General features: G+C 67.8%; 13 protein-coding genes. 7 read left to right on the top strand and 6 right to left on the bottom strand.

Annotation, left to right across the window (positions count from 1 at the left end):
- The first annotated feature begins 7 nt into the window (after window positions 1-7).
- From GO999_RS23540 to GO999_RS23530, 3 genes are read left to right on the top strand one after another with little or no spacing between them, the layout of a single operon-like run.
- Entirely contained in the window at window positions 8-3,157 is a 3,150-nt protein-coding gene (locus tag GO999_RS23540) for a multidrug efflux RND transporter permease subunit (protein ID WP_211906957.1), read from the top strand.
- A gap of 4 nt (window positions 3,158-3,161) precedes the next feature.
- Window positions 3,162-4,592 carry an efflux transporter outer membrane subunit gene (locus GO999_RS23535; protein ID WP_211906956.1) on the top strand — a complete coding sequence of 477 codons (1,431 nt, stop codon included), beginning with the start codon at window positions 3,162-3,164 and terminating at the stop codon, window positions 4,590-4,592.
- Between the two features lie 31 nt (window positions 4,593-4,623).
- A complete protein-coding gene (locus tag GO999_RS23530; RefSeq protein WP_211906955.1) occupies window positions 4,624-5,976 on the top strand; it encodes an MFS transporter in 1,353 nt (450 codons plus the stop codon).
- Between the two features lie 341 nt (window positions 5,977-6,317).
- Here GO999_RS23530 and GO999_RS23525 read toward each other — a convergent pair whose 3' ends face one another.
- Window positions 6,318-6,854: a PadR family transcriptional regulator gene (locus tag GO999_RS23525; RefSeq protein WP_011003621.1), complete on the bottom strand. Its 537-nt coding sequence runs from the start codon at window positions 6,852-6,854 to the stop codon at window positions 6,318-6,320.
- Window positions 6,855-6,987: 133 nt separating this feature from the next.
- Here GO999_RS23525 and GO999_RS23520 point away from each other — a divergent pair, with 133 nt between their 5' ends.
- A complete protein-coding gene (locus GO999_RS23520; RefSeq protein ID WP_019719185.1) occupies window positions 6,988-7,905 on the top strand; it encodes a LysR substrate-binding domain-containing protein in 918 nt (305 codons plus the stop codon).
- A gap of 192 nt (window positions 7,906-8,097) precedes the next feature.
- Here the strand turns inward: GO999_RS23520 and GO999_RS23515 are convergent, their stop codons facing one another.
- Complete coding sequence (locus GO999_RS23515) at window positions 8,098-9,186, bottom strand: NAD(P)H-dependent flavin oxidoreductase (protein WP_211906954.1); 1,089 nt, start codon at window positions 9,184-9,186, stop codon at window positions 8,098-8,100.
- 160 nt (window positions 9,187-9,346) lie between these two features.
- Here GO999_RS23515 and GO999_RS23510 point away from each other — a divergent pair, with 160 nt between their 5' ends.
- From GO999_RS23510 to xopB, 3 genes are all read left to right on the top strand, one after another.
- The gene (locus GO999_RS23510) at window positions 9,347-9,922 is read left to right on the top strand and encodes a CGNR zinc finger domain-containing protein (protein WP_021155584.1); all 576 of its coding nucleotides are present in this window, start codon (window positions 9,347-9,349) and stop codon (window positions 9,920-9,922) included.
- A gap of 121 nt (window positions 9,923-10,043) precedes the next feature.
- The gene (locus GO999_RS23505) at window positions 10,044-10,811 is read left to right on the top strand and encodes an SDR family NAD(P)-dependent oxidoreductase (RefSeq protein WP_211906953.1); all 768 of its coding nucleotides are present in this window, start codon (window positions 10,044-10,046) and stop codon (window positions 10,809-10,811) included.
- 291 nt (window positions 10,812-11,102) lie between these two features.
- Window positions 11,103-13,028 carry a XopB/HopD1 family type III secretion system effector gene (xopB, locus tag GO999_RS23500; RefSeq protein ID WP_029240464.1) on the top strand — a complete coding sequence of 642 codons (1,926 nt, stop codon included), beginning with the start codon at window positions 11,103-11,105 and terminating at the stop codon, window positions 13,026-13,028.
- 57 nt (window positions 13,029-13,085) lie between these two features.
- Here xopB and GO999_RS23495 read toward each other — a convergent pair whose 3' ends face one another.
- From GO999_RS23495 to GO999_RS23480, 4 genes are all read right to left on the bottom strand, one after another.
- Window positions 13,086-14,633: a methyl-accepting chemotaxis protein gene (locus GO999_RS23495; RefSeq protein WP_020829652.1), complete on the bottom strand. Its 1,548-nt coding sequence runs from the start codon at window positions 14,631-14,633 to the stop codon at window positions 13,086-13,088.
- 167 nt (window positions 14,634-14,800) lie between these two features.
- A complete protein-coding gene (locus GO999_RS23490) occupies window positions 14,801-15,268 on the bottom strand; it encodes a GNAT family N-acetyltransferase (protein WP_019719191.1) in 468 nt (155 codons plus the stop codon).
- A 13-nt stretch (window positions 15,269-15,281) separates the two neighbouring features.
- Window positions 15,282-15,626: a hypothetical protein gene (locus tag GO999_RS23485; RefSeq protein WP_028854046.1), complete on the bottom strand. Its 345-nt coding sequence runs from the start codon at window positions 15,624-15,626 to the stop codon at window positions 15,282-15,284.
- 191 nt (window positions 15,627-15,817) lie between these two features.
- Entirely contained in the window at window positions 15,818-16,099 is a 282-nt protein-coding gene (locus tag GO999_RS23480) for a hypothetical protein (protein ID WP_232111422.1), read from the bottom strand.
- Window positions 16,100-16,395: the final 296 nt, after the last annotated feature.

Here is a 16,395-nt window from a genome sequence, read left to right as displayed (position 1 = left end):
TCCTGCCATGCCACAGTTCTTCATCCGGCGCCCGGTCTTCGCCTGGGTCATCGCCCTGTTCATCATCCTGCTGGGCGCGATCGCCATTCCGAAGCTGCCGATCGCGCGCTACCCCTCGGTCGCCCCGCCGACCGTCAATCTCTCCGCGACCTACCCCGGCGCCACGCCGCAGACCATGAACGACGGGGTGATCAGCCTCATCGAACGCGAGCTGTCGAGCGTCAAGAACCTGCTGTATTTCGAGTCCTCGTCCGACACGTCGGGCTCGGCGTCGATCGTCGCCACCTTCAAGCCGGGCACGGACCCGGCCATGGCGCAGGTCGACGTGCAGAACAAGCTCAAGGCCATCGAGCCGCGCCTGCCGCAGGTGGTGCGCCAGAACGGCTTGACCGTGGAGTCGGCATCGTCCGGCTTCCTGATGATCATCGGCCTGCAATCCGATGACGGCCGCTTCGACGAAACCGCGTTGAGCGACTACATGGCGCGCAACGTCGTCGAGGAACTGCGGCGCATCGAAGGCGTCGGCCGCGTGCAGTTGTTCGGCGCCGAGCAGGCGATGCGCATCTGGGTCGATCCGGCCAAGCTGATTGCCTATGGCCTGTCGATGAACGACCTGTCGGCGGCCATCAGCCAGCAGAACGCACAGATCGCGCCCGGCAGCGTCGGCGCGTCTCCGGCACTGCCGGCCCAGCGCGTGACGGTGCCGCTCACGGTGCAGGGACAGCTGACCACGCCGGAGCAGTTCGCCGCCATCGTGCTGCGCGCCAACGCCAACGGCTCCAAGGTCGTCATGGGCGACGTCGCGCGGGTCGAACTCGGCGCGCAGTCCTATGGCTTCATCAACCGCGAGAACGGCAAGGCCGCCACCGCCGCTGCCGTGCAACTCGCGCCGGGCGCCAACGCGGTACGCACCGCCGAAGGCGTGCAGGCGCGCATGGCGGAACTGAGCAGGACCATGCCGGCGGGCATGAGCTACTCGATTCCCTTCAACACCGCCCCCTTCGTCAAGATCTCGATCGAGAAGGTCATCCAGACGCTGATCGAAGCGATGGTGCTGGTGTTCCTGGTGATGTACCTGTTCCTGCAGAACGTGCGCTACACGCTGATCCCGGCCATCGTGGCGCCGATCGCGCTGCTCGGCACGTTCACCATCATGCTGGCCTCGGGCTTCTCGATCAACGTGCTGACCATGTTCGGCATGGTGCTGGCGATCGGCATCATCGTGGACGATGCCATCGTGGTGGTGGAGAACGTCGAACGCCTCATGGCCCAGGAGGGCCTGTCGCCCAGGGACGCCACGATCAAGGCGATGAAGGAGATCACCGGCGCGGTGATCGGCATCACCCTGGTGCTGACCGCGGTGTTCATTCCGATGGCCCTGGCCAGCGGCTCGGTCGGCGTGATCTACCAGCAGTTCACGCTGTCGATGGCGGTATCCATCGTGTTCTCGGCCTTCCTCGCGCTCACCCTGACGCCGGCGCTGTGCGCGACGCTGCTCAAGCCGGTCGATCCGGCCCACCATGAGAAGCGCGGCGTCTTCGGCTGGTTCAACCGCCGTTTCGACCGGATCACGCAAGGCTATGCAGCGCGCGTCGGGAAGCTGGTGACGCGCACGGGCCGCGTGATGCTGGTGTTCGGCGCAATCGCCGCGGTCCTGGCCCTGGCCTTCAGGCAACTGCCGTCGTCCTTCCTGCCGGAGGAGGACCAGGGCTACTTCATGACCACCTTCCAGTTGCCCGCCGACGCGACGGCCGAACGCACGCTGGACGTGGTCAAGGCATTCGAGCGGCATGTGGCCTCCCGTGCGTCGATCCAGTCCAACATGTCCATCGTGGGCTTCGGCTTCTCGGGGTCGGGCTCGAACGCGGCGATGGCCTTCACCATGCTGAAAGACTGGGACGCGCGCAACGGCGCCACGGCCCAGAACGAAATGCGCCTGGCCCAGCAGGCCATGGCCGGCGCCACGGAAGGCACGGTGATGAGTCTGCTGCCGCCCGCCATCGACGAACTGGGTACCAGCTCGGGCTTCACGTTGCGCCTGCAGGATCGCGCCAACCAGGGCGATGCCGCGCTCAAGGCGGCCGAGACCAAACTGCTCGAGCTGGCGGCGCAGAGCAGGATCGTCAGCGGCGTCTACCCCGACGGCCTGCCGGCCGGCACCAGCATCCGCCTTGACATCGACCGGCAGAAGGCCGAAGCGCTGGGCGTGGCGTTCACCAGCATCAGCGAGACACTGTCCACGGCGATCGGTTCGCTGTACGTCAACGACTTCCCCAATGCCGGGCGCATGCAGCAGGTCATCATCCAGGCCGACGCGCCGGCGCGCATGCAGATCGACGACGTGCTCAAGCTGTATGTACGCAACGCCAGCGGCGGCATGGTGCCGTTGTCCGAAGTGGTGAGACCGGTCTGGAGCGAGACGCCGCTGCAGCTCGTGCGCTTCCAGGGTTTTCCGGCCGCGCGCATCTCCGGCAACGCCGCGCCCGGCGCCTCCAGCGGTGCGGCCATGGCCGAGATGGAGCGCCTGGCCGCGCAGTTGCCGCCCGGCTTCGCCATTGCCTGGACGGGCCAGTCGCTGCAGGAGCGCCAGTCAGCCGCGCAGGCGCCGATGCTGATGGCGCTGTCGATGCTGGTGGTGTTCCTGGTGCTCGCCGCGCTGTACGAGAGCTGGGCCATTCCGCTGTCGGTCATGCTGGTGGTGCCCCTCGGCCTGCTCGGCGCGGTGCTCGCGGTGCTGCTGCGCGGCATGCCCAACGACGTGTTCTTCAAGGTCGGCATGATCACCGTGATCGGCCTGTCGGCCAAGAACGCCATCCTGATTGTCGAGTTCGCCAAGCAGTTGCGCGAGCAGGGCAAGGGGCTGGTGGAGTCGGCCGTGACCGCGGCCCGGCTGCGCCTGCGCCCGATCCTGATGACCTCGCTGGCCTTCGGCCTGGGCGTGGTGCCGCTGATGATCGCCATGGGCGCCAGCGCCGAGACCCAGCACGCCATCGGCACCGGCGTGTTCGGCGGCATGGTCAGCGCGACCGTGCTGGCCATCTTCTTCGTCCCCGTTTTCTTCGTGTTCGTGATGGGCCTGCAGGAACGCTTCGAGGCCTGGCGGGCATCCCGCCAGGCACCGCCTCCCCCGGTTTCCCATCAACCACAAGAGGGCTGATTCCATGCGACTGCGCATCCTTCCCCTCGTCCTGGCACTGTCGGCCTGCTCGCTGACCTCCGCGCTGATCAAGCCTGCGCTGCCGGTGCCCGCGACCTTCCCGGCGGAGTCGGGTCCTGAAACACAAGCGCATGTGGCCGATCTGGGCTGGCGCACGATGTTCGGCGACCGCCGCCTGCAGCGGCTGATCGGACTCGCCCTGGCCAACAACCGCGACCTGCGGCTGGCCGCACTGAACGTCGAGGCGGTCCGGGCCCAGTACAGCATCCAGCGCGCCGCGCGGCTGCCCGGCATCGACGCCACGGGCAGCGCCTCGCGCCAGCGCACCGCCGCGAATGACGGCGCCAGTCCTGCCGTCCTGGCGGCCAATTCGGAACAGTACGGCGTCAACGTCGGGCTGAACGCATTCGAGATCGACCTGTTCGGCCGCGTGCGATCGTTGTCCGATGCAGCGTTCGCCCGCTACCTGGCGAGCGACCAAGGGCGCCGGGCCGCGCAGATCTCGCTGGTCGGCGCGGTGGCCGACGCCTACTTTGCCGAGCGGCTGGCGCAGGAGCAACTGCAATTGGCCGAGCATACCCTGGCCGATTGGCGGCAATCGCTCGACTTGGCGCGCCGGTTGAAGACGGCCAAGCAGAACAGCGACCTGGACGTCGCCCAGGCCGAAGGCCAGGTCGCCAACGCGCAGGCCGATCTGGAGGCGCGCACGCGCGCGCTGGCGCAAGCCGGCAATGCACTGCAACGCCTCGTCGGCGCCGGGTTGCCGACGGATCTGCCGGCCCCGCTGTCATTGGAAGCGCAGCCGGTCGTGACCCAACTGCCGGCAGGCTTGCCATCCGAGCTGCTGATCCGCCGGCCGGACATCCGCCAGGCCGAGCACAACCTGGCGGCCGCCAATGCCGACATCGGCGCCGCGCGCGCCGCGTTCTTCCCGCGCCTGTCGCTGACCGCGTCGCTGGGCTACGCGAGCCCGGCCATGGGCAGCCTGTTCGATGGTGGGCATCGGGTCTGGTCCTTCTCGCCGCAGATCACGCAGCCGCTGTTCCAGGGCGGCAGGCTGCGCGCCGAACTGCGCCTGGCCGAGCTGCGCAAGTCCAGCGCCATCGCCGAATACGAGCGCACCATCCAGACCGCGTTCCGGGAAGTCGCCGATGGCCTCGCCGGACGTGCGACCTATGGTCGCCAGATCGAAGCCCAGATCCGGGCGGTCGCCAGCGCCGAGCGCCGCGTCGAGCTCTCCAACCTCCGCTATCGCGCGGGCGTCGAAGGACGGTTGGAACTGCTGGATTCCCAACGGCAGCTGTACGCATCGCGGCAAGCGCTGCTGGACCTGCGGCAAGGCGCGTTCAGCAACGCGGTCGCGCTCTACAAGGCGTTGGGCGGTGGCCTGGCGGAAACGGACGTTGCAACCGCCGACCGCACGGCCGGGGAGTGAGCAACGCAAACTGGCCGAGACTGCTCCTGCGATGAATGCGCCACGCAAGAACACCGACCGCGCCGAAGCGGCGCTGCTCCGGAATGCAAGTACGACGCACGAGCCGGCGAATCCGTGCTGGATCCCCGACGCCGCCGCCGCGGGGTTGCACCCGGGCCCTCGCTGGCGGGCGCGATTCTGGGCGATCTTCGGCGGGCAAGCGCTGTCGCTGATCGGCTCGGCGCTGACCCAATTTGTCCTGCTCTGGTGGATCACCGATACCACGGGCAGCGTATCGGCGCTGGCCACGGCCGGCCTGGCGGCGCTGCTGCCCCAAGCCGTGCTCAGCCCGCTCGGCGGCACGTTTGCGGACCGCTACAGCCGCCGGCTGCTGATGATCGTGGCCGACGGCATCAGCGCCTTGTGCATGCTGCTGCTGATCGCGCTGTTCCTGACCGGCCGGATCGCGCTGTGGCATGCCTACGTGATGATGGCGATCCGGAGTGCCGCGCAGGCATTCCAGGCGCCGGCCGCGGCGGCCAGTGTGACCATGCTGGTGCCTGGCGGCTTCCTGGTTCGCGCGGCGGGGCTGAACCAGTCCTTGCAAAGCCTCACGCTGGTTGTCGCGGCACCCCTGGGCGCGCTCGCCATCGGCGTGATGCCGATCGGCTGGGCGCTGGGCATTGACGTCGCCACGGCCTTGCTCGGCATCGCGCCGCTGCTGTGCTGCCGCATTCCACAGGCTTGCGTGTCCAGCGGCCAAAAGACCGGCCTGTGGCCCGCGTTCCGGGAAGGCGTGGACCTGGTCTGGAAGACACCCGGCCTGCGCTGGCTCTATGTCTTGCTTGGCGCGGTGGTACTGGCCATCATGCCGACCTTCACGCTGGTGCCGCTGCTGGTGAAGACGCATTTCGGTGGCGCCGCCGCCCAGGTAGCCCTCATGGAAGGGCTGTCGGGTATCGGCATGGTGGCGGGTGGCCTGCTCGTGGCTGCGATGGCCCCACGCAGGCAGGTGGCCTGGATTCTGTGTGGCTTTGCAATGTCTTGTGTCGCGCTGGCGCTGACTGCGCTGGCGCCGGGCAGCCTGTTTGGCGTGGCCGTCGCCTGGTGGGTCATCAGCGGCATCACCTTCGTGTTCGGCAACGCTCCGCTGACCGCGCTGCTTCAGACCATCGTGCCGAATCACCTGCAGGGACGCGTGCTGTCGCTGTTGAACACCACCATGGGCCTGGCCGCGCCCGTGGGCCTGGCGCTCTTCACCCCGCTGGGTGAAGTGATCGGTGTGCGTGCGCTCTTCGCGATCGCCGGCCTGCTCGGCGCAGCGGCGAGCCTGGCCGGATTCCTGTCGCCGTCATTGATGCGTTTGGACAGGCGACCCTCAAGGTCCGAGGCAAGAACGGACTGACGTCGAGACAGCGGAGATTCAATCCGCATCCGGATCGGTATCGTTGGGGGCCCGACCGCCCAACTCATGTAGACGGCGGCGCATGCGACCGGCACGGCACCGATGGACAAGACGCGCCCCTCGGCTTCGCGACGGAGATGTTGCATCGGCATGCGCGGCGACCTTCCTGCCTCACCGCCGAATCGTCGAGCGCACCTTCGGACGAACGGTTCGTCCGCGCCAACACGTACGCAACTGCGAACCGCGCGCGGACGCCCCCAACCGATGCTGCATCCCGAGATGAGCGCTCTGCGACGCGGCAAAAGCACTCATCCCCGAATGCCCAGACGGGCTCCGGCCGCTCAGGCCGGAACGGAGGCCGGCTCCAGCAGCGGCAGCACCTCGCCTGCCCACACGAGCCAGCCTTCTTCGTAGACGATGCCGCGCCTGAGCACAGTATGCTGCAGGCGCTGCACGCGCGTCAGTCCGGTGCCGGAGAAATCGCGCTGCTCGATCTCGCGGTAGGTGGCCAGGCGCGCGCGGTGCTGCTCGATCAGGCGCTGCATCTCGTCGGCCAGGCCGATCGGGCCGATCACCGCTTCGGCGCGCAGCTTGACGAGCAGCTCCTCGCGGTTGTCCGACGACACGGTCGGCTCCAGCGCCCAGCGGATCAGTTCTTCACGGCCCGACGGCAGCACGGTGTAGGTCTTCTTGCGGCCGTCTTCCTCTTCTTCCACGCTGACCCAGCCGACTTCGGCCATGCGGCCGAGTTCGCGGTAGATCTGCTGGTGGGTAGCACTCCAGAAATAACCCATCGATTTGTCGAAGCGGCGGGCGAGTTCGTAGCCGGACGACGGTTTTTCAAGCAGGGAAGTAAGCAGGGCGTGTTGGATCGACATAAGTAATAGCAAGCAACAATCGACTCAGTATAGCCAGACACGCCCCCGGCGCCCACTGCACGCCGGTGCAGTGGGCCGTGTCACGGGCATGTGTGCTTCAATCCGTACCGGTTCCTGATGGCCCGCTTTCCGCATGCAACGCTTCGACGATCTGTACCTCTTTACGCGCGTGGTGGAGGCCGGCGGCTTCTCCGCCGCCGAGCGCGCCACCGGCATTCCCAAGTCGCGCCTGAGCCGGCGCATCGCGGCGCTGGAGACACAGCTCGGCACGCGCCTGCTGCAGCGCTCCAGCCACCGCGTGTCGGTCACGCCGGTGGGCGAGGCCGTGTACCGGCACGCGCGCGAGATGGCCGATGCCTCCGCCGCCATCGAGGCGCTGGCCGGCGCGGCGCGCAGCGAGCCGGCGGGCGTGCTGCGCGTGGGCACCTCGCCGCTGCTGGCCGAGACGCTGGTGTCGGGCTGGCTGGCCGCGTTCGCGCAAGCCAATCCCAAGCTGCGCATCGAGCTGGACGTGTCCAACACCCATGTCGACCTGATCGAGCAGCGCATCGACGTGGCCATCCGCGCGGCCACCGGGCCGTTGCCCTCGCGCGATGTGGTGGCGCGGCACCTGGCCGCATCGCCGCGCGTGCTGGTGGGCAGTCCGGCGCTGATTGCGCGCGTGGGCGAGCCCGACGCGCCCGCCGAGCTGGATGCGCTGCCGTGCCTCGGCCAGGGCACGCTGATGCGTAGCCGCGATTGGGTCCTGCTCGACGCGCGGGGCCAGCGCCATGTCATGCCCATCCGGCCGCGCATGGCCGCCGACAACCTGATCGCGCTGCGCGAAGCGGCCATCGCCGGGCTGGGCTTTACCGTGCTGCCGCTGCACTGCTGCCATGCGGCCTTGAGCGAAGGCCGCCTGCGGACCGTGCTGCGCGCCTGGACACCCGAGCCCGCCGACCTGCACGCGCTCTACCCCTCGCGCGCGGGTGTGCCGCCTTCGGTGCGGGCGCTGGTGTCGTTCCTCCGGGAGTGCTTCGCCGCGGAGCCGACCATGCGGGCGACGGCCTGAGCCATCGGCGAACGCGATCAGGGCTGGCATCGGCGCGCGCAGCGGGTTGCCGTCCCTTTTGGCGGGCTCCGGTTGAAACCGCTGAATATCAGTTTTTCAGGTGACATGAAATTTTCCCATCGCCCGCATCTCCGTGCGAGATGCGGCGACGGAGCCGTCCCGCCCGCGCGGGAGGCCGCGGCGCAAGACGGTTCAGGCGAGACGGGTCGCCGGGGCCAGCCGCGCCAGGGCCTGCGCGGCGATACGGCGGGTGATGGCTTCGGCGCTGTCCTCCGTCGCCAGCCGGGGCGCCTGGCCCGACCACAGGTTGATGAAATCGCCCGAACCGGCCGGCTCGGTCTTGGCGCGCAGCGGCGCGAGCGCGCCACCGGCGGTCGGGAAAGCGGGCGCGAAGGAGCTCATCGGACCGATCTCGCGCATCAGCCGGTTGACGATGCCGCGCGCGGGGCGGCCGGTGAACAGGTTGGTCAGCGCGGTATCGCCGTCGGCGGCGCGCTTGAGCGCCGCGCGGTGGATGGCGGAGGTCTTCGCTTCCGGCGACAGCATGTAGGCCGTGCCGATCTGCACACCCGCGGCGCCCAGCGTGAAGGCCGCCGCCATGCCCCGCGCATCGGCCACGCCGCCCGTGGCGATCACCGGCACGCGCACCGCATCGGCCACCTGCGGCACCAGCGCGAACGTGCCGACCTGCGACTCGACGGCCGTGGCCAGGAACATGCCGCGGTGCCCGCCCGCCTCGGCACCCTGGGCAATCACGGCGTCGCAGCCGTTCGCCTCCAGCCAGCGCGCTTCTTCCACGGTGGTGGCCGAGGCGAGGATTCTGGCGCCGGCCGCGCGCACGCGCGCCAGCAGCCCGGCCTCCGGCAGGCCGAAGTGGAAGCTCACCACCTCGGGCCTGAGCGATTCGACCACCGCGCAGGCCGCCGCATCGAACGGCGCGCGATTGACGAACGGTGCGGTGGCGGCGGGATCGATGCCGAATTCGGCGTAGTACGGCGCCAGGTGCGCGCGCCATCGCGCTTCCCGCTCGGGGTCGGGCTGCGGCGGCACATGACAGAAGAAGTTCAGGTTGATGGGCGCGCGCACCGCCGCCCGGAACTGCCCGACCTGTTCGCGGATCTGGTCGGCATTGAGCATCGCGCACGGCAGCGAGCCGAGCCCGCCGGCACGCGCGACGGCCACCGCCAGCTCCACGCCGCCGACCCCCGCGAGGGGCGCCAGCACGATGGGCACATCGATCTGGAACAGCGCGAGCAGGCGGGTATCCGGCCATGTGCCCATGATTGTCTCCGGCAGGAAGTTGGGATGGCCCGATGGTAATACCGGAGCAGCCGGCCAGACCGCGACCACCGGATGACCCGACCTTCAAGTAACCACTTTCAACACAATAATCAGGTTACGCGGTTACCATTGCCCAATGCCCTCGTCACGCCTTCCTCTCATGCCCACCGCCAACCCGATGCCTGCGTCGATCGCCGATCACCCGGTGCTCGACATGCTCAACACCGTGGCCAACGTGAACGGCCAGCCGCACGATTTCTGGCAGGCCGACGAGGATGTCTCCGCCTGGCTGATGCAGGCCGGCTGGGTGGACGAAACGCTGGCCGGCCGCTACCCGCCCGGCGCATTGCTGGCGGTGGCGCGGCATTTGCGCGAAGTGATCCGCACGCTGGTGCAGGCACGCAAGGCCGGCAAGCGCGCCAACCCGGACGCGCTCAATGTGTTCTTGCGGCAGGCGCCCAGCCACCCGGCGTTGGTCTGGCAGGGCGATGCGCCACCGCGCCTGGAGCGCCGGCGTCCGGCTGACTCGGTCGAGCAATGCCTGGCCCCGCTGGCCGAGAGCGCCGCGCAGCTGCTGGCCGACGGCGACTTCCAGCGGATCCGCGTGTGCGAGCACCCCGGCTGCACGCTGTGGTTCTACGACCGCACCCGGTCGCGCCGGCGGCGCTGGTGCAGCATGGCCGCCTGCGGCAACCGCCACAAGGTGGCGGCATACCGGCTGCGCCAGCAAGGCTGATCCGGCCGGCGTTGCGCGCGTGGAACGCCGCGTCGCCGGCGCGGCGGCTGCGCCGTGCAGCGACGCTCCGTAACCTGTGTCTCCCGAAACCCTTACCGCCAATGCGCTTCAGGAGCACACCATGCCGCACGCCCCATCCACGTCGTCCAACCCGCGCCTGGCCGGGCGCGCCGCCATCGTCACCGGGGGCTCGCGCGGCATCGGCGCGGCCATCGCGCGCCGCCTCGCCGCGGACGGCGCGCGCGTGGCCGTGGTCTACCGCAGCCACCACGACGAAGCCGATGCCGTCGTCCGCGCCATCCGCGACACGGGCGCCGAAGCCATCGCCGTGCAGGCGGACGTCAGCGATGCGGCGTCGGTCCGCGCCATGGTGGACACGGTGCAGCGGGCCTTCGGCGCAATCGACATCCTCGTCAACAACGCGGGCATCCTGGCGAGCCAGCCGGTGGGCAGCATCGACCAGGCCGCGTTCGACCGGCAGTTCCGCATCAATGCGTTTTCGGCGATCCTGGTGTCGCAGGCCGTGCTGCCGCAGATGCCGGCGCGGGGCGGCCGCATCGTCAACGTGTCGTCCAGCCTGGTGTTCCGGCCGCGGGCGGGGCTGGCGGTCTATGCGGCGAGCAAGGCGGCGGTGAGCGCGCTCACGCAGGCCTTCGCGCTGGAGCTGGGGCCGCGCAACATCACCGTCAACGCGGTGGCGCCCGCCATGACGCGCACCGACATGACCGCGCCGCTGCCCGACGCACTCAAGGCCCGCCTGCGCGACGCCACGCCGCTGGGCCGCCTGGCCGAGCCGGAGGACATTGCCGATGCGGTCGCCTTCCTGGCCTGCGACGACAGCCGCTGGATCACCGGCCGCACGCTGCTGACCGACGGCGGCTTCGTCTGAGGAACGCGGGCAGGACAGCCGCGCCGCCGCACGCGGGCTGGCGCGGCAATGGCAGGTTCGAGCGGCGGCTCGCCGAAGCGGTACGGCTGCATGACAGCGGCCGCCGGCCGGGATGCCGCCCGGCAGTACAGTGCACGCGCCCATCGGCCGGAAGCTCGCGCGGGGTGCGCCGATATGCCGCAACCCCTCGGGCACGATTCGCAATCCCCAACATTGTTTCGCCCAACCTAAATCGGCCGATTAATCGACAACCTATTATTGCGCCTCGATTAATGGATTGATTTTTTAATAATGGGAAATTTACAGATTAAAGCGAGCTCTGCTCCATATGCGCTGCTATCGGACGTCTCACCGGACTCGCCTGGCTCACAGCCACCCACCCCGAAACTGACACGCGTCGCGTCCCCACCCCAGGCCCTGGCCGACCTGCCGACCAAGGGTACCGGCAAACTGCCCCAAGTGAGCGCCCAGCCGTCGTCCCCCAAAGCGACCACCGGCCCTTCGCGGACCGTGTCGGCCGAACTCCCGCTCAGCAGCCCCGCTCCGCTCCAGCTGACATCGCTTCTGCCACCATCGGAATCCGGCGAAACACCCGAAAAATTAGGGGCCGTGCCCATTTCCGGCAACCTGCAGATCAAGAATGGCCAACTCACCTCGAATAACGAAACGATCCGCAGCCTGATCCATTATCTCGGCGCGGCCGCCGATAAGTTTGCCAACCAAGCGAATCTCAACGGTATGCAGGTGACGATCCGGCCCAATCCCTACGCCACTGCCGGGCACGAAGCCCTGAAGGAATATTGCAGCGTCGAAACGGCCCTCGTCCATGCCGACAAGCCGCCGCGCCGCAAACCGTCCAAGGATCCCCTGCGGCAGCCACTGCGGCAAACCCCGCCCCCGAGCCACACGGAAAACATCGAAGGCAACGTGCTGATGCCGCTGCTGACGAGCGTGATCGAAAGCGGCCCCGCAGCATTCGGGACCAACGACCGCATCAAGCTCGGCGGCCAGGAAGTGCCGGTGCATGCGCTCCTGGCCGCCCTGGCACCGCGCGTGGAAGTCAACGACCCGGACCTGCAACTGGCGTTCAACAGCAAGCTCAGCGCGAATACCCAGGCCAACGCCAAGCTCGGCGCGGCAACCCTGTTGCAGATGGAAACCCACAAGACGTTCGCCCTCAAGGAGCTGGGAATGAGCTTGGCGGTCAGCTCAGGACTCGGCACCGCTTGGGAACTGGTTGCGGCGGAGGGGATCAAGGGGGGGCTTAAACACATGGGCCTTACGGCCAAGGAGTACATCCTGGCGGCAGCCGGCATTGACTCGTCGTCGGCAATCGGCATCGAAACCTCGGACTCCGCCATCGTCCTGAGCGCCGTCCAGTCGATGAACCGCGCGACCGCATCATTCCTGCGCAGAGTCTGGGACGCGCTGCCGGCCGCGGCCGTGGCCGGCCTCAAGTCCGCGGTGGGGTCTTACCCCAACAACCTCCTGCAATACATGAGCACGGGTTCGTACGCCGCCGATCTCGCGCTGAACTCGGTGACGACCGAGGTCGCCATCCTCGCCGCCGCGTCCGGTGTCCCGGGTGAAGTCAAGAAAAACGAAGCCAACCTGCAGGCGGCCATCGTGGAGAAGCTCCGCGACGGCCTGTTGGCGGTACCGCCGCGCGAGCCGCACATGTCGCCCGAGCAGTACACCGAGATCGTCGAGAAACACGTGCAGGCGCTGACCCAGCGCGCGCTGGACATGTCGCCGGGTGACGGCATCGCGCAGAAATCGCTGGCATTCGCGACCATGGTCGGCCTGATCCCGCTCATCCTGGGCAACAAGGTCACCAACCTGGTGGCCGAGAGCGCGCTGCGCATCGTGCGCAGCACGATCTTCAACCCGATCGAATCCATCGGGATGAACGCCCTGGTGCTGACCTCCAAGATCGACATCCCCGGACTGATGAGTTCGGATGCCACGAAGCATGCACAGACCGTCGGCCGCATCCTCCAGGAAGCGGCCCTCGGCAAGCCGCTCCAGGATGGAGAAGTGCACAAGATCTTCCACCAGTGGGACGGCCTCACCCTTGGGGGCCGCGCCATCCTCAACGGCATGAGTGCAACGATGGATGCGCCGCCGGAGAAGGTGATGAGCATGCTCAAGAAAGACAGCTCGCCACCGCTGTCGCAGCGCATTGCCTACGAGTCGATCGACTACGACCGCGTCTGATGCATGACGCGCGCAGCCTCCCGACGGGGGCTGCGCCGATGGGCAGGAGGGGGCCGCTCAGGCCGCCACGCGGAACACCGACACCGCGCGGCGCAGCTCGTCGGCCTGCTCTTCCAGCGCCTGGGCCGCGGCAGCGGCCTGCTCGACCAGCGCGGCGTTCTGCTGCGTCACGTCGTCCATCTGCGTGACGGCTTCATTGATCTGCTCGATGCCGGTGCTTTGCTCGGCCGAGCCGGCGCTGATCTCGCCCATGATGTCGGTCACGCGCTTCACGGCCACGACGATCTCGTCCATCGTCTTGCCGGCACGCGCCACCAGCGACGACCCCGATTCCACACGGGTGGCGGAATCCTCGATCAGCGATTTGATTTCCTTGGCCGCGCCCGCGCTGCGCTGCGCCAGCGTGCGCACTTCGCCGGCCACCACCGCGAAGCCGCGCCCCTGCTCGCCGGCCCGCGCCGCTTCCACCGCGGCGTTCAGCGCCAGGATGTTGGTCTGGAAGGCGATGCCTTCGATCACGGCGATGATGTCGGTGATCTTGCGCGACGATTCGCTGATCTGCGCCATCGTCGTCACCACGTCCTGCACCACCGCGCCGCCCTGCATGGCGATGCCGGAGGCGTTCTCGGCCAGCGTGCTGGCCTGGCGGGCGTTGTCGGCGTTCTGCTTGACGATGGAAGTCAGCTCTTCCATGCTCGACGCGGTTTCCTCCAGCGAGCTGGCCTGCTCTTCCGTGCGCTGCGACAGGTTGGTATTGCCCGCGGCGATCTGCTGCGTGGCCGAAGCAATCGACTCGCTGCCGTGGCGCACCGTCAGCACGGTCGCCTTCAGCTTGTCCTGCATCTGCTGCAGGCCTTCCATCAGTACGCCCATTTCGTCGCGCGAGCGCACGCGCACGTCGGTCGTCAGGTTGCCCGAGGCGATCTCGCGGAAGTGCACCAGCATCTCGGCCAGCGGCAGCGAGATGGCACGCGACAGGATCAGGTAGCAGCCCGCCGCCAGCGCCAGCCCCGCGGCGATGACGATCACGAAGGTCCAGACCAGCCCCTTGAAGAACGACTGCGACGCCTCGTACAAGGCGGCCGACACTTCCGTCTGGATCGCGTTGAGCCGGTCGGACTGCGACGCATAGGTGCGGAAGTTATAGGGAATCTGCTCCACCGCCAGCTGGCGTGCCGCGTCCTTGTCGCCACGCTTGAGCGCCTCGACGGCGGCGGCCATGTTGTCCTTGATGATGAGGTCGCGCTGCTTCTTGGCCTCGCCGGCCACCTTCTCCTCTTCGGGCGTGGAGAACGGCAGGTTCAGGTATTCCGCCCAGGCCTTCTCGCTGTTGCCGATCTGCGCCTGGATGCGGCTGATGGCATCGGTGGTCTTGGCGGGATCGGTTTCGAAGATGGCGCGGTCCAGCGCCGTGCGCGCCTGGGCCAGCTTGGCCTCGGCCAGGCCGAGCGCGCGCGTGGACGCCAGGTTGTTGGAATAGGTTTCTTTCAGCGCCGCGTTGGAGCGCAGATTGCCGACCAGCCCGAGCGCGCCCACGCCCGCGAGGAAGACAGCCAGAACGAAGAGCACCAGGGCCAGCCTGGCCTTGATCGAGAGCGTTTTCATGTGTGTCGCGCCACTGCAGAGGAGAATGCTTTTGCCGACGTGGGAGAGACGTCGATATAAGCAGAACTAACGACAAATGCCGCCACACCTTTAGCGTCATTGAATACATAGGACCTGGCGGATGCGTCACATGCCGTCGCTCCGGGGCGCGACCCGGGCGGGCGGGATCAGGCCAGCATGCGCGTCATCAAGGCATTCGGCATGACGACCCCGCGCACGGCAACCTGCTGCCGCGCCGCGACGGTGAATCCGTTGCGCACGAAAAAGGGCTCGGCATTGCGGCTCACCAGCACCGACAGCGCGCGGATGTCGCGCACCTCAGCCTGCCCGAGCAGGTGGTTCATCAGGGTCTGGCCCACCCCTTGCCGCGCATGGGCGCCGCAGACGAAAAAGTGGTCGATATAGCCGGACGGCTGCAGATCGGCATAGCCGACCGGGCTGCCGCCGATTTCCGCGACAAAGGGCTGGATGCGGCGCATGCGCTCGGCCCATTGGGCGGTGTCGTGGTCAGCGGGCGCCCAGGCGGCCAGCTGCGCCGCCGTGTAGTGGGCCGCCGCCAACTGGTGGACGGCGGAATAGAAGACGGCGTGGAGCGCGAGCTCGTCGCCGGATCGGAAGGGGCGGATCTGCACCATGCTTCAGGCCGGATCAGGCTGCCACGGAAAGACCGGCCCCGAACAGCTTGCCTGCCAGCCAGAGCCCCGTCGCCGAAATCACCGTCAAAACGAACGCCCCCAGGAACGAACTGTCCAGAACGTATTTGAACACCACCATGCAGACAATCGGCGCCACGACAACAACCGCCGAGCCGACCACGAACATGGCGAGAAAACTGCCAAGCACCGCAAGCCCCAGGGCCAGCGCGGAACGCAGGATCGTCGCGCTTTGCGCGCCCACCACCTGCGCGCCCATCCAGACCGGCACCGTGGCTGCGACGACAAATCCCGCCATCAGCGTCAGTGCGGGCAAGCCCGAAATCGTGGCAACAGCCATCTCTTCTCCCTTTCGTCAACCAAACACCGCGACGCGGCCCGGGTTGATTCCGGACATCGCGCCTTTTTATGTATCCGCATGCCATTCCACCGGATGGCGGCGTACAGATCCGCTCCGGCGATGTTTGAAAGGCATTCGCCACCCTATATCAAACGCCCATGCCTATTGCAAAAATGATGGAATAAAGATTTTCATTTATCGTCAATCAACAATAGAACCATCACGCTCAACCTGCCCGAATCAAGGGGCGATCGAAATGCAGACGGCAAGGTCGAGCCTGCCTGCTCTTCCGGAAACGGCGCTTCCTCAATGGCGCCACGCTTGACCGGATTGGCGGCACCTTGCCGCGCGCGCGAAGCATCCGACCCTGACGACCGGCTTGCGATCGACAAGGCGGCATGAAAAATGCAGCCGTTTTTTCGCCCATGGAACCGGCACTTCGCCTGTTCGCGGGCAGGTAGCGCATCACCCATCCCTATACTGACACGTCATCGCAGTCGCTCTGCCACGCGCACCCGCGGTCAGGTCAGATGCGCGCACCCCGAGCCATCCGCCACTGCAATTCGCCGGTGGCCGCCTTGCGCAATGCCGACACGGCGAACGGGAGCCTTTTTTGATTGCGCCATCGGATGACATGCACATCGGCCATCCGCGCGCCACGCCCGACCCAAAGGCGCATGAATGGCAAGCCATCCCGACTGCACGCACGGACGCCCCCGGCAGCCCATTTCCGTACGTTGCACGGCCCCTCCCCGGCGGCCCCCGGGAC

It is taken from the genome of Ralstonia nicotianae (assembly GCF_018243235.1).
Classification (GTDB): domain Bacteria; phylum Pseudomonadota; class Gammaproteobacteria; order Burkholderiales; family Burkholderiaceae; genus Ralstonia; species Ralstonia nicotianae.
This window is presented reverse-complemented; position numbering and strand designations above follow the sequence as displayed.

Excerpts from the sequence above, each read along its gene's own strand:
- GO999_RS23540 (WP_211906957.1), top strand. The coding sequence starts at position 8 with ATGCCACAGTTCTTCATCCGGCGCCCGGTCTTCGCCTGGGTCATCGCC.
- GO999_RS23535 (WP_211906956.1), top strand. The coding sequence starts at position 3,162 with ATGCGACTGCGCATCCTTCCCCTCGTCCTGGCACTGTCGGCCTGCTCG.
- GO999_RS23530 (WP_211906955.1), top strand. The coding sequence starts at position 4,624 with ATGAATGCGCCACGCAAGAACACCGACCGCGCCGAAGCGGCGCTGCTC.
- GO999_RS23525 (WP_011003621.1), bottom strand. The coding sequence starts at position 6,854 with ATGTCGATCCAACACGCCCTGCTTACTTCCCTGCTTGAAAAACCGTCG.
- GO999_RS23520 (WP_019719185.1), top strand. The coding sequence starts at position 6,988 with ATGCAACGCTTCGACGATCTGTACCTCTTTACGCGCGTGGTGGAGGCC.
- GO999_RS23515 (WP_211906954.1), bottom strand. The coding sequence starts at position 9,186 with ATGGGCACATGGCCGGATACCCGCCTGCTCGCGCTGTTCCAGATCGAT.
- GO999_RS23510 (WP_021155584.1), top strand. The coding sequence starts at position 9,347 with ATGCCCACCGCCAACCCGATGCCTGCGTCGATCGCCGATCACCCGGTG.
- GO999_RS23505 (WP_211906953.1), top strand. The coding sequence starts at position 10,044 with ATGCCGCACGCCCCATCCACGTCGTCCAACCCGCGCCTGGCCGGGCGC.
- xopB (WP_029240464.1), top strand. The coding sequence starts at position 11,103 with ATGGGAAATTTACAGATTAAAGCGAGCTCTGCTCCATATGCGCTGCTA.
- GO999_RS23495 (WP_020829652.1), bottom strand. The coding sequence starts at position 14,633 with ATGAAAACGCTCTCGATCAAGGCCAGGCTGGCCCTGGTGCTCTTCGTT.
- GO999_RS23490 (WP_019719191.1), bottom strand. The coding sequence starts at position 15,268 with ATGGTGCAGATCCGCCCCTTCCGATCCGGCGACGAGCTCGCGCTCCAC.
- GO999_RS23485 (WP_028854046.1), bottom strand. The coding sequence starts at position 15,626 with ATGGCTGTTGCCACGATTTCGGGCTTGCCCGCACTGACGCTGATGGCG.
- GO999_RS23480 (WP_232111422.1), bottom strand. The coding sequence starts at position 16,099 with ATGGGTGATGCGCTACCTGCCCGCGAACAGGCGAAGTGCCGGTTCCAT.